This window comes from Kitasatospora sp. NPDC041917, assembly GCF_055589745.1.
The window spans coordinates 289,370-301,796 of sequence record NZ_JBVJBI010000001.1 but is presented as its reverse complement, the minus strand read 5'-3'; the positions used below and the strand labels follow the sequence as shown (position 1 = coordinate 301,796).

Below are 12,427 nucleotides of genomic sequence, written 5' to 3'. Positions count from 1 at the left end.
GTAGTCCTGGGCCGGCCCGCCGCAGCGCCTCGGCGCGCGGCGGGCCGCGCCACGTAGTCCGTCGTAACGATCGATAGAGGTTGAAGACCGTGAGCACTCCTGTCATCGGCGTCCTCGCCCTCCAGGGCGACGTCCGCGAGCACCTGGTGGCGCTGGCCGAGGCCGACGCGCTCGCCCGTCCGGTGCGCCGCGCCGAGGAGCTGGCCGAGGTCGACGCGCTGGTGATCCCCGGCGGGGAGTCCACCACCATGTCCAAGCTGGCGCTGCTGTTCGGCGTGATGGACCCGCTGCGCGAGCGGGTCGCCGCCGGGATGCCGGTCTACGGCACCTGCGCGGGCATGATCATGCTGGCGGACAAGATCCTGGACGGCCGCGAGGACCAGGAGACCGTCGGCGGCATCGACATGACGGTGCGCCGCAACGCCTTCGGGCGCCAGAACGAGTCCTTCGAGTCCGGGATCGACTTCACGGGCCTGGCCGACGCGCCGGTGCACGGCGTCTTCATCCGCGCCCCCTGGGTCGAGTCGGTCGGCGCGGGCGTCGAGGTGCTGGCCGAGCTGCCCGCCGCGGACGGCCCGGAGAGCCGGATCGTGGCGGTGCGCCAGGGCAACCTGCTCGCCACCTCCTTCCACCCGGAGCTGACCGGCGACCACCGGGTGCACGCGTACTTCGTGCGGATGGTCGAGGAGCACCTCGCCGGGGACGCGCGCTGACGGCGTCGACCACGCGCTGACCGTGTGCGCTTCACCGGTGACGACACCGGTAAGATCTCATCTGTTCATTTCCCTTTGGCGACGTAAAGGAGCTGGCGATGTCCGGCCACTCTAAGTGGGCTACCACCAAGCACAAGAAGGCCGTGATCGACGCCAAGCGCGGCAAGCTCTTCGCCAAGATGATCAAGAACATCGAGGTGGCGGCGCGCACGGGCGGTCCCGACCCGGCGGGCAACCCGACCCTCTACGACGCCATCCAGAAGGCCAAGAAGAGCTCGGTCCCGATCGACAACATCAACCGCGCCGTCAAGCGCGGTGGCGGTCTGGAGGCCGGCGGCGCCGACTACCAGACCATCATGTACGAGGGCTACGGCCCGAACGGCGTCGCGGTCCTGATCGAGTGCCTCACCGACAACCGCAACCGCGCGGCCTCCGACGTGCGCGTCGCGATGACCCGCAACGGCGGCTCGATGGCCGACCCGGGCTCGGTGTCGTACCTGTTCACCCGCAAGGGTGTCGTCATCGTCCCCAAGGCCGACGGCGTGGACGAGGACAAGCTGTTCGAGGTCGTCCTCGACCAGGAGCCGGAGGAGATCAACGACCTCGGCGACTCGTTCGAGATCGTCTCCGAGGCCTCGAAGATGGTCGCCGTGCGCACCGCGCTGGTCGACGCCGGCGTCGACTACGACTCGGCCGAGGCCAACTTCCTCCCCAGCATGCAGGTCGAGCTGGACGTCGACGGCGCCCGCAAGATCCTCAAGCTGATCGACGCCCTGGAGGACAGCGACGACGTGCAGAACGTCTTCGCCAACTTCGACATCTCCGACGAGGTCGGCGCGCAGCTCGACGCCGAGTGATCACTGCCCAGTGATCGTCGGTGAGTGACCGTTCTCACTGCCCGGCCCGGTGGTCCCTGGACCACCGGGCCGGTGTCGTCGGTCGGGTTGTCGGACCCGGGCGGTAGCCTGCGGAGGTCCTTCGTGGCGAGTGACAGGGAGACGGGCGAGTGGTGCGGGTACTGGGCGTGGACCCGGGGCTGACCAGGTGCGGGGTCGGCGTGGTCGAGGGTGCGCCGGGCCGGCCGCTGCGGATGGCCGGGGTCGGCGTGGTGCGCACCCCCGCCGAGGCCGAGATCGGGGAGCGGCTGCTCCAGGTCGAGCAGGGCATCGAGGCCTGGCTGGACGAGCACCGGCCCGACCTGGTCGCCGTCGAGCGGGTCTTCGCCCAGCACAACGTCCGCACCGTGATGGGCACCGCCCAGGCCAGCGCCGTCGCGATGCTCTGCGCCACCCGGCGCGGCATCCCCGTCACCCTGCACACCCCCAGCGAGGTCAAGGCCGCCGTCACCGGCTCCGGCCGGGCCGACAAGGCGCAGGTCACGGCCATGGTGCAGCGCCTGCTGCGGCTGGACGCGCCGCCCAAGCCGGCCGACGCCGCCGACGCGCTGGCGCTGGCCATCTGCCACATCTGGCGCGGCGGGGCGACCAACCGGCTGGAGGCCGCCGTCCGGGCCGCCCGGGCCACCCCCCGCTCCACTCCTCCGAAAGGCACCGTCCGATGATCGCCTTCGTGCAAGGGCCCGTGGCGGCCATCTCCTCCGGGACCGCGGTGGTCGAGGTCGGCGGGGTGGGCATGGCCGTGCAGTGCACCCCGAACACGCTGGCCGGGCTGCGGCTGGGCGAGCCGGCCCGGCTGGCCACCTCGCTGGTGGTCCGGGAGGACTCGCTGACCCTGTTCGGCTTCGCGGACGACGACGAGCGCGGCGTGTTCGAGATCCTCCAGGCCGCGCCCGGCGTCGGCCCCAAGCTGGCGCAGGCGATCCTCGGGGTGCACAGCCCCGACGCGCTGCGCGCCGCGGTCGCGGGCGGCGACGAGAAGGCGCTGGTCGCGGTGCCGGGCATCGGCAAGGCCAAGGCGGCCAAGCTGCTGCTGGAGTACAAGGACAAGCTCGGCGCCCCGCACGGCGCCGTCCCGGCGCAGAAGCCGATCGCCACCGGCCCGGCGCCGTGGAGCGATCAGCTGCACTCCGCGCTGACCGGCCTCGGGTACGCCCCGCGCGAGGCGGACGAGGCGGTCGCGGCCGTCACCCCGGAGGCCGAGGCGCAGGCGACGCCGGACGTCGGCGCCCTGCTCCGGCTCGCCCTGCGCGGCCTCAACCGGGCCCGCTGACCACCTGACGATCTGTCCATTTGTCGATACTGGAGACTCTGGAGCCCGCGACGATGTACGACCCGGAACCCGCCGACCGGCTGGTCACGGCCGCCGCCGACGGTGAGGACCAGGCGGTGGAGGCGGCGCTGCGCCCCAAGCTGCTGGACGAGTTCATCGGCCAGGAGCGGGTGCGCGAGCAGCTGTCGCTGGTGCTCCAGGCGGCCCGCAAGCGCGGCAGCGCGCCCGACCACGTGCTGCTGAGCGGGCCGCCCGGGCTCGGCAAGACCACCCTGTCCATGATCATCGCCGCCGAGCTGGGCGCGCCGATCCGGATCACCTCCGGCCCGGCCATCCAGCACGCCGGGGACCTCGCGGCGATCCTCTCCTCGCTCACCGAGGGCGAGGTGCTCTTCCTCGACGAGATCCACCGGATGTCCCGGCCGGCCGAGGAGATGCTCTACATGGCGATGGAGGACTTCCGGGTCGACGTGATCGTCGGCAAGGGTCCGGGCGCCACCGCCATCCCGCTGGAGCTGCCGCCGTTCACCCTGGTCGGCGCCACCACCCGGGCCGGCCTGCTGCCGCCGCCACTGCGCGACCGCTTCGGCTTCACCGGGCACATGGAGTTCTACGCCCCGGCCGAGCTCCAGCGGGTGGTGCACCGCTCGGCCGCGCTGCTGGACGTGGAGATAGACCCGGCCGGCGCGGCCGAGATCGCCGGGCGCTCGCGCGGCACCCCGCGCATCGCCAACCGGCTGCTGCGCCGGGTCCGCGACTACGCCCAGGTCCGGCACGACGGGCAGGTCACCGTCGAGATCGCCGCTCAGGCGCTGGACGTCTACGAGGTGGACGCCCGCGGTCTGGACCGGCTGGACCGCGCGGTGCTGGACGCGCTGCTGCGGCTGTTCGGCGGCGGTCCGGTCGGCTTGTCGACACTGGCGGTCGCCGTGGGGGAGGAGTCCGAGACGGTCGAGGAGGTCGCCGAGCCGTTCCTGGTCCGCGAGGGCCTGCTCGCCCGCACCCCGCGCGGCCGGATCGCCACCGCCGCGGCCTGGCAGCACCTCGGTCTGACCCCGCCGGTCCAGACCATTCGCGGACGTGTTCCGGCGCAACCGGAGCTGTTCCCCGCCGATGAAAGTTGACCGCCATCGGCTGAACGGGTGAGTCGGTCCGGTCGGTTCCCACCCGGTGCTTCCGTGGTGGCACACGGAGGAGCCGGGAGTGAGGTCCGGGGAAACTGTGCAGGCGGAGGCTCGCCACTTTCGGTGGCAGGATGCGATGCTTGGCGTTGTCCGATCGATTCGGGGTCGCCTAGACTCCGCCGGACCGCCCCTCTCACCTGACGGGCCGACCAATACCACACAGGCCGCCGGCCGGCGGCCCGTAAAGGACCCTGGCTGCAGTGAACCTCATCATCCTTCTCCTCCCGATCATCGCGATCGTGCTCATGTTCCGGTCGCAGAAGAAGCGCCAGTCGCAGATGCAGCAGATGCAGACCGCGCTGGAGCCGGGGGCCGGTGTGCGCACCATCGGCGGTCTTTACGCCCAGGTGAAGGCGGTCAACGACGAGACCGTCGAGCTGGAGATCGCGCCCGGCGTGGTCACCCACTTCACCAAGAGCGCCGTCGCGGCCGTCCTGGACCCCCAGGAGTACGACGCGATCATCAACGGCCGCCCCGCCGATGACGAGCTGCCCGAGCCGGAGGCCGAGGACGCCGACGCCGAGCCGGTCGAGGACAAGCCGCTGTCGCTCAGCAAGGACAGTGCCGAGAAGGGCGACGTCGAGGGCGGGGCTCCCGCGAGCAAGTAGTACGGACGGGCAACCCGCCCGGCCGCGCGGCGCAGTGCCGCGAGCCCACAGGACCTCAGGGCCGCAGAACCGCCGGACCCCTGTCCCGCCACGAGCCGGACGGGGGTCCGGTCGGGGAAGTGGCATGGACAGGGAGAAACGAGCAAGGTGGCAACACCCAAGTCGCGCCCGCGCGACGGCTACCCAGGGCGGGCGCTGGCCCTCATCCTGGTCGTCACCGTCGGACTGGTCGCCCTCATGTTCGGGACGGGCACCACCAAGCCCAGGCTCGGGATCGATCTCGCCGGTGGCACCAGCATCACGCTGACCGCGAAGTCGACCGATCCCAAGGCGATCAGCAAGTCCAACATGGACATCGCCACCGGGATCATCGAGCGCCGCGTCAACGGCATGGGTGTCTCCGAGGCGGAGGTCCAGACCCAGGGCGACAACACGATCATCGTGAACATCCCCAAGGGCGGCAACCAGCAGAACGCGGCGGACCAGGTGGGCACCACCGCCAAGCTGTTCTTCCGTCCGGTCCTGGCCGTGGCGCCCAGCGGCGTCACCGCTCCGGTGCCGACCGGCACCCCGTCCGCGGGCGCCACCGGCACCCCGGGGGCGACCCCGTCCGCCGCCGCGACCGGCAGCCCGTCCGCGAGCGCCACCAAGCAGGGCCGCCCCGCGAGCGAGGCCCTGGCCGCCGAGGGCGCCAGCCCGACCGCCGCCGCCACCGGCGCGAGCACCGCGCCCTCCGCCGCCGCCACCGGCGCCCCGAGTGCCGCGGCCACCCCGCCGAGCGCCGCCGACCTCACCGCGGCGATGACCCAGGGCACCGTGCCGCCGGAGCTGACCGCCGCGTTCGCCGCCCTGGACTGCTCCAAGCCCGAGGTCCGCACCGCCCAGACCGGCGCCGATGACAAGGCCGTCGTCGCCTGCTCGCAGAAGCCCGAGAACGGCTACTACGAGAAGCTCGCCCTCGGCCCCGTCGCCGTGAAGGGCTCGGACGTCTCCAAGGCCCAGCCGAGCCTCGACACCCAGTCGGGCGCCGGCTGGCAGGTCCAGCTCCAGTTCAACGGCACCGGCACCGACGACTTCACCAAGATCACCGGCCAGCTCGCCACCCAGGCCCCGCCGAACAACCAGTTCGCGATCGTGCTGGACAACCAGGTCGTCTCGCACCCCGAGGTCAAGAACGCGATTCCCGGCGGCAGCGCCGTGATCACCGGCCGCTTCACCCAGACCGAGGCGCAGGACCTGTCCAACGTGCTCGGCTACGGCGCCCTGCCGCTGGAGTTCGTCAAGAGCGACATCACCACCGTCTCCCCGGCGCTCGGCAGCGACCAGCTCAAGGCCGGCCTGGTGGCCGGCGCGATCGGCATGCTGCTGGTGGTCGCCTACTCGCTGGTCTACTACCGCGGCCTCGGCCTGGTCTCGATCGCCGGTCTGCTCGTCTCGGCGGCCCTGACCTACTCGATCATGAGCCTGCTCGGCAACGCGATCGGCTTCGCGCTGAACCTGCCGGCGGTCTGCGGTGCGATCGTCGCGATCGGCATCACGGCGGACTCCTTCATCGTGTACTTCGAGCGCATCCGCGACGAGGTCCGCGAGGGCGCCCCGCTGCGCCCGGCGGTCCAGCGGGCCTGGCCGCGCGCCCGGCGCACCATCCTGGTCTCGGACTTCGTGTCCTTCCTCTGTGCCGCCGTGCTCTACGTGGTCTCGGTCGGCAAGGTCCAGGGCTTCGCGTTCACCCTGGGTCTGACCACGGCGCTCGACGTCGTGGTGATCTTCCTCTTCACCAAGCCGATGATCACGCTGCTGGCCCGCCGCAAGTTCTTCCTGAACGGCCACCCGTGGTCCGGCCTGGACCCGAAGCGGCTGGGCGCCCGCCCGCCGCTGCGCAGCAGCCGTCGCCGTAACCCCTCCTCTGCCGCCGTGAAGGAGGCCTGACACCGTGTCACGCTTCTCCAATCTGGGCCACCGGCTCTACCAGGGTGAAGTCAGCTTCGACTTCGTCGGACGCCGCAAGCTCTGGTACTCCATCTCCGGCGTGATCGTGCTGGTCGCGGCGATCGGCCTGGCCATGGGCCTGCACCTGGGCATCGAGTTCAAGGGCGGCTCGGTCTACACCGTGGCCAAGCCCGGCCTGACGGTCTCCCAGGCACAGGAAACCGCGGACGGGGTCGTCTCCTCGCACCCGCTGGTGCAGTCGACCGACAACGGCAAGATCCGCATCCAGGTCAGCACCGAGGAGCCGAAGAGCTCCGACCAGATCCGCGCCGAGCTCTCGCAGAAGCTCGGCGTGCCGCTGGACACCGTCGAGGCCCAGGTGATCGGCCCCAGCTGGGGCAAGCAGATCTCCCAGAAGGCACTCACCGGTCTGATCGTCTTCATGGTCCTGGTGACGGTCTACCTGGCGATCGCCTTCGAGTGGCGGATGGCGGTGTCCGCCCTGGTCGCCCTCATCCACGACCTCCTGATCACCATCGGCGTGTACGCCCTGGTGGGCTTCGAGGTCACCCCGGGTACGGTGATCGGCTTCCTGACCATCCTCGGGTACTCGCTCTACGACACGGTCGTCGTCTTCGACACCGTGAAGGAGAACACCAAGGGGCTCACCAAGCAGAACAAGCTCACCTACAGCGAGGCCGCGAACGCGGGCCTCAACCAGACCCTGGTGCGCTCGCTCAACACCACCGTGGTGGCACTGCTTCCGGTCGCCGCACTGCTGTTCATCGGTGGCGGCCTCCTGGGTGCCGGCACCCTGAACGACATCTCGCTCGCGCTGTTCATCGGCCTCGCGGCCGGTGCCTACTCCTCGATCTGCGTCGCCACCCCGCTGCTGGCGCAGCTCAAGGAGGAGCAGCCGGAGATGAAGGCGCTGCGCAAGCGGGTCCTCCAGCACCGCGCCGCCGCGGCCGCCAAGGCCGAGGCCGCGGACGAGGAGCCGACGGGCGAGGAGCAGCCTGCGGGTATGGTCGGACAGCGTGGCCGCTCGGCCGGCACCTCCCGTGCCAAGGGCCGTCCGTCCACCAAGCGCTGACCCCGACCACGACCCCGGGGCCCCACCAGACCGTGAAGGACACCACCGTGACCACCGCCGACACCGCACTGGCCGAGCTGCTGAACAGCCGGATCCGGGACGTCCCGGACTACCCGAAGCCGGGTGTGCTGTTCAAGGACATCGCGCCGCTGCTCGCCGACGCCGAGGCCTTCGGCGCCCTCACCCGGGCGCTGGCGGACCGGGCCGCGGAGCTCGGTGCGACCAAGGTGGTGGGCCTGGAGGCGCGCGGCTTCGTGCTGGCGGCCCCGGCGGCCTTCGCGGCCGGGCTCGGCTTCGTGCCGATCCGCAAGCAGGGCAAGCTGCCCGGCGAGGTGTTCCGGCGCTCGTACGAGCTGGAGTACGGCTCGGCGACGCTGGAGGTGCAGTGCGACGCCTTCGCGCCCGGTGAGCGGGTGCTGGTGGTGGACGACGTGCTGGCCACCGGTGGCACCATCGGCGCCTCGCTGGACCTGGTGAAGGAGGCCGGGGCCGAGCTGGCGGGCGTCGTGGTGCTGATGGAGCTGGGCTTCCTGGACGGCCGCGAGCGGCTGGCCGGGCACCTGGCCGGCGCTCCGCTGGAGACGCTGGTCACGGTCTGACGGATCCGTCGGGAGGACGGCGGTCGGAACATCCGACCGCCGTCCTCCCGTTTCCTGGCCCGGCCGGATGAACACCCCGGCGCCCGGCTCGGTACCATGAAGATTCATCCCCTCCCGGTTGTCCCCGAACGTCCGGGCCCCGGCAGGGGCCGACCCCGGTGCCCCGAGGAGTTGTCCTTGCCCGACGAGGTTGTGCCCACGGCCGCAGCGGCCGCCCCCGAAGACCGTCCCACGCCCTCGGGGGCCACCCCGGCACGCCCGGCGCCGACCTCCTCGCGTTCGCTCGGCCCCTCCGGCCGCGGTTCCACCGGTGGCATGCGCGCCCGCCTGGCCCGCCTCGGCGGCCAGCGTTCCAGCGTGCTGAACCCCGTCCTGGAGCCGCTGTTCCGCTCGATCCGGGCGAACGACCCCAAGGCCGACCCGGCGCTGCTGCGCGACATCGAGAAGGCGTACGCGGTGGCCGAGAAGTGGCACCGCGGACAGAAGCGCAAGAGCGGCGACCCGTACATCACCCACCCGCTGGCCGTCGCGACGATCCTGGCCGAGCTCGGCATGGACGCCCCGACCCTGATGGCCGGGCTGCTGCACGACACCGTCGAGGACACCGACTACGGCCTGGAGACCCTGCGCAAGGACTTCGGCGACTCGGTGGCCCTGCTGGTGGACGGCGTCACCAAGCTGGACCGGGTCAAGTTCGGCGAGGCCGCGCAGGCCGAGACCGTCCGCAAGATGGTCGTGGCGATGGCCAAGGACCCGCGGGTCCTGGTGATCAAGCTCGCCGACCGCCTGCACAACATGCGCACGATGCGCTACCTCAAGCGGGAGAAGCAGGAGAAGAAGGCCCGCGAGACGCTGGAGATCTACGCCCCGCTGGCGCACCGGCTGGGCATGAACACCATCAAGTGGGAGCTGGAGGACCTCGCCTTCGCGATCCTCTACCCCAAGATGTACGACGAGATCGTCCGGCTGGTCGCCGAGCGCGCCCCCAAGCGGGACGAGTACCTGGCGACCGTCATCGACCAGGTCCAGGCGGACCTGCGCGGTGCCCGGATCACCGCCTCCGTCACCGGCCGGCCGAAGCACTACTACTCGGTCTACCAGAAGATGATCGTCCGGGGCCGGGACTTCGCCGAGATCTACGACCTGGTGGGCATCCGGGTCCTGGTCGACACCGTCCGCGACTGCTACGCGGCGCTGGGCACCATCCACGCGCGGTGGAACCCGGTGCCGGGGCGGTTCAAGGACTACATCGCGATGCCCAAGTTCAACATGTACCAGTCGCTGCACACCACGGTGATCGGTCCCGGGGGCAAGCCGGTCGAGCTGCAGATCCGCACCTTCGACATGCACCGGCGGGCCGAGTACGGCATCGCCGCGCACTGGAAGTACAAGCAGCGCGCGGTGGCCGGGGCGTCCAAGGTCCGCACCGACACCCCGACCCAGGTCCGCAAGGAGGACAAGGCCGGCGCCGTCAACGAGATGGCCTGGCTGCGACAGCTGCTGGACTGGCAGAAGGAGACCGCCGACCCGGGCGAGTTCCTGGAGTCGCTCCGCTTCGACCTGGCCAGCAACGAGGTCTTCGTCTTCACCCCCAAGGGTGATGTGATAGCCCTGCCGGCCGGGGCCACCCCGGTCGACTTCGCCTTCGCGGTGCACACCGAGGTCGGCTACCGGACGATAGGCGCCCGGGTCAACGGGCGGCTGGTGCCGCTGGAGTCGACCCTGGAGAACGGCGACACCGTCGAGGTCTTCACCTCCAAGGCGGAGAACGCCGGACCCTCCCGGGACTGGCTGGGCTTCGTCAAGTCCCCACGCGCCCGCAACAAGATCCGGGCCTGGTTCTCCAAGGAGCGCCGCGAGGAGGCGATCGAGCACGGCAAGGAGGCGATCGTCCGGGCGATGCGCAAGCAGGGCCTGCCGATCCAGCGGATCCTGACCGGCGACTCGCTGGTCACCCTGGCCCACGAGATGCGCTACCCCGACATCTCCTCGCTCTACGCCGCGATCGGCGAGGGCCACGTCGCCGCGCCGAACATCGTGCAGAAGCTGGTGCAGGCGCTCGGCGGCGAGGAGGGGGCGACCGAGGACCTGGCGGAGACCGCCACCCCGACCCACGACAACCGCCGCGCGGCGCGCCGCCGGGCCAAGGGCGACCCGGGCGTGATCGTCAAGGGCGTCGAGGACGTCTGGGTCAAGCTCTCCCGCTGCTGCACCCCGGTGCCCGGCGACCCGATCGTCGGCTTCGTGACCCGCGGCAACGGCGTCTCGGTGCACCGCGCCGACTGCGTCAACGTGGAGGCGCTGAGCCAGCAGCCGGAGCGCATGATCGACGTCGAGTGGGCGGCCACCCAGTCCTCGGTCTTCCTGGTGGCCATCCAGGTCGAGGCGCTGGACCGCTCCCGGCTGCTCTCGGACGTCACCCGGGTGCTCTCCGACCAGCACGTCAACATCCTGTCGGCGGCGGTGCAGACCTCCCGGGACCGGGTGGCGATGAGCCGCTTCACCTTCGAGATGGGCGACCCGAAGCACCTGGGCCACGTGCTCAAGGCGGTGCGCGGCGTCGAGGGCGTGTACGACGTCTACCGCGTCACCTCCGCCCGCAAGTAGCGCGCGGGTACGCGGAAGGCCCCCGGGAGCGTTCCCGGGGGCCTTCGCCGTTCAGCGCTCGGGGCGGTCAGCCGCTGAACTCCTCCTGGCTCCGGTGCGCCTGCTCCAGCAGGGTCTGCACACCGGCCAGCTCGGACTCCAGCTTGGCGGTCCTGGACGCGTTTCCGGCCGCGCGGGCCTTGGCCAGGTCGGCCTGGATCTTGTCGGCCTTGGCCTGGAACAGGCCGACCATGCCGGCCGCGCGGGCCTTGGCCTCCGGGTTGGACCGCCTCCACTCGGCGTCCTCGGCCTCGCGGATGGCCCGCTCGACCGTGTTCAGCCGGCCGTCCAGCTTCGGACGGACCTCGCGCGGCACGTGGCCGATGGCCTCCCAGCGCTCGTTGACCTCGCGCAGCGCGGCCTTGGCGGTCTTGAGGTCGGTGATCGGCAGGATCGCCTCGGCCTCGGCGGCCAGCGCCTCCTTGAGCTTCTGGTTCTCCACCTGCTCGGCGTCCCGCTCGCTGAACACCGAGGAGCGGGCCTGGAAGAAGACGTCCTGGGCGCCGCGGAACCGCGCCCACAGCTCGTCCTCGATGTCCCGCTGGGCCCGGCCGGCGGACTTCCAGCGCGCCATCAGGTCGCGGTAGGCGGCCGCGGTGCTGCCCCACTCCGTGGACGAGGACAGCGCCTCGGCCTCGGTGACCAGCGCCTCCTTGGTCTGCCGGGCCTTCTCGCGCTCGGCGTCCAGGGTGGCGAAGTGCGCCTTGCGGTGCTTGGAGAAGACCGAGCGGGCGTGCGAGAAGCGGTGCCACAGCTCGTCGTCGCTCTTGCGGTCCAGCCGCGGCAGGCCCTTCCAGGTGTCCACCAGGGCGCGCAGCCGGTCCCCGGCCTCCCGCCACTGGGTCGACTCGGCGAGCTGCTCGGCCTCGGTGACCAGGGCCTCCTTGGCCGCACGGGCCTCGTCCTGGGCCTTGGCGCGAGCGGCCTTGCGCTCCTCGCGCCGGCTCTCGATCTCGCCGGCGAGCGTGTCCAGCCGCTTGGCCAGGCCCTCCAGGTCGCCGACCGCGTGTCCCTCGACCACCTGGGCGCGCAGGTGCTCCAGCGCGGTCTGGGCGTCCTTGGCGGCCAGGTCGGTGGTGCGCACCCGCTTCTCCAGCAGGCCGATCTCCACCTCGATGCCCTGGTACTTGCGCTCGAAGTAGGCGAGGGCCTCCTCGGGCGAGCCGGCCTGCCAGGAACCGACGACGCGTTCACCGTCGGCCGTCCTGACGTAGACCGTGCCCTGCTCGTCCACACGGCCCCACGGGTCGCTGCTCATAGCGCGTCCTCCACATGACGTCGCGCCCGCGCCGGGGCGGCGCGCGTCCGTCGTCCACAGTTGATGTGCGACGGACCGAAAGAGTCCGCCGTCCCCGTCCGCCGTGCCTTGCTGCCGAGGGTGACGGCCAGGCGGGTGCGGGCACCCTATACAACGCCAACATAGGCGACCGGGACCGGTGCTGTCCGCATCCGGGCCGGGCGATTTCGGTCCGGGGCCCTGCGGGGA

General features: G+C 71.5%; 11 protein-coding genes. 10 read left to right on the top strand and 1 reads right to left on the bottom strand.

The features are described from left to right. Nucleotides 1–89: 89 nt before the first annotated feature. The 10 genes from pdxT to ACZ6EM_RS01290 all read left to right on the top strand — a co-directional run bounded on the left by pdxT (nt 90) and on the right by ACZ6EM_RS01290 (nt 10,902). Nucleotides 90–713 (top strand): pyridoxal 5'-phosphate synthase glutaminase subunit PdxT, encoded by a 624-nt coding sequence (gene pdxT, locus ACZ6EM_RS01335; protein WP_359897475.1) that lies wholly within the window; start codon nt 90–92, stop codon nt 711–713. A 98-nt stretch (nt 714–811) separates the two neighbouring features. Beyond that, the gene (locus ACZ6EM_RS01330; protein WP_049651428.1) at nt 812–1,570 is read left to right on the top strand and encodes a YebC/PmpR family DNA-binding transcriptional regulator; all 759 of its coding nucleotides are present in this window, start codon (nt 812–814) and stop codon (nt 1,568–1,570) included. Nucleotides 1,571–1,722: 152 nt separating this feature from the next. Beyond that, nucleotides 1,723–2,274, top strand: a complete 552-nt coding sequence (gene ruvC, locus ACZ6EM_RS01325) for a crossover junction endodeoxyribonuclease RuvC (protein ID WP_359897479.1) — start codon at nt 1,723–1,725, stop codon at nt 2,272–2,274. Then, complete coding sequence (gene ruvA, locus ACZ6EM_RS01320) at nt 2,271–2,882, top strand: Holliday junction branch migration protein RuvA (protein ID WP_359897474.1); 612 nt, start codon at nt 2,271–2,273, stop codon at nt 2,880–2,882. Before ruvC ends, ruvA begins: the two co-directional genes overlap by 4 nt. Nucleotides 2,883–2,935: 53 nt before the next feature. After that, complete coding sequence (gene ruvB / locus ACZ6EM_RS01315) at nt 2,936–4,006, top strand: Holliday junction branch migration DNA helicase RuvB (RefSeq protein ID WP_380351210.1); 1,071 nt, start codon at nt 2,936–2,938, stop codon at nt 4,004–4,006. Nucleotides 4,007–4,266: 260 nt separating this feature from the next. Further along, complete coding sequence (yajC, locus tag ACZ6EM_RS01310) at nt 4,267–4,674, top strand: preprotein translocase subunit YajC (RefSeq protein WP_401043079.1); 408 nt, start codon at nt 4,267–4,269, stop codon at nt 4,672–4,674. A gap of 147 nt (nt 4,675–4,821) precedes the next feature. Beyond that, nucleotides 4,822–6,603, top strand: coding sequence for a protein translocase subunit SecD (gene secD / locus ACZ6EM_RS01305; RefSeq protein WP_401050596.1), 1,782 nt, complete (start codon nt 4,822–4,824; stop codon nt 6,601–6,603). 4 nt (nt 6,604–6,607) lie between these two features. After that, entirely contained in the window at nt 6,608–7,696 is a 1,089-nt protein-coding gene (secF, locus tag ACZ6EM_RS01300) for a protein translocase subunit SecF (protein ID WP_380546477.1), read from the top strand. Between the two features lie 47 nt (nt 7,697–7,743). Next, nucleotides 7,744–8,295: an adenine phosphoribosyltransferase gene (locus ACZ6EM_RS01295; protein WP_401050599.1), complete on the top strand. Its 552-nt coding sequence runs from the start codon at nt 7,744–7,746 to the stop codon at nt 8,293–8,295. Nucleotides 8,296–8,391: 96 nt separating this feature from the next. Next, nucleotides 8,392–10,902, top strand: a complete 2,511-nt coding sequence (locus ACZ6EM_RS01290; RefSeq protein WP_452178331.1) for a RelA/SpoT family protein — start codon at nt 8,392–8,394, stop codon at nt 10,900–10,902. A 67-nt stretch (nt 10,903–10,969) separates the two neighbouring features. Here ACZ6EM_RS01290 and ACZ6EM_RS01285 read toward each other — a convergent pair whose 3' ends face one another. Beyond that, nucleotides 10,970–12,199, bottom strand: a complete 1,230-nt coding sequence (locus tag ACZ6EM_RS01285) for a DUF349 domain-containing protein (protein WP_401053914.1) — start codon at nt 12,197–12,199, stop codon at nt 10,970–10,972. Nucleotides 12,200–12,427 lie beyond the last annotated feature (228 nt).

What these genes read in the sequence shown, in the direction of transcription:
- ACZ6EM_RS01285 (WP_401053914.1), bottom strand. Translation starts at nt 12,199, where the DNA reads ATGAGCAGCGACCCGTGGGGCCGTGTGGACGAGCAGGGCACGGTCTAC.
- ACZ6EM_RS01330 (WP_049651428.1), top strand. Translation starts at nt 812, where the DNA reads ATGTCCGGCCACTCTAAGTGGGCTACCACCAAGCACAAGAAGGCCGTG.
- ACZ6EM_RS01290 (WP_452178331.1), top strand. Translation starts at nt 8,392, where the DNA reads ATGAAGATTCATCCCCTCCCGGTTGTCCCCGAACGTCCGGGCCCCGGC.
- ruvA (WP_359897474.1), top strand. Translation starts at nt 2,271, where the DNA reads ATGATCGCCTTCGTGCAAGGGCCCGTGGCGGCCATCTCCTCCGGGACC.
- ruvB (WP_380351210.1), top strand. Translation starts at nt 2,936, where the DNA reads ATGTACGACCCGGAACCCGCCGACCGGCTGGTCACGGCCGCCGCCGAC.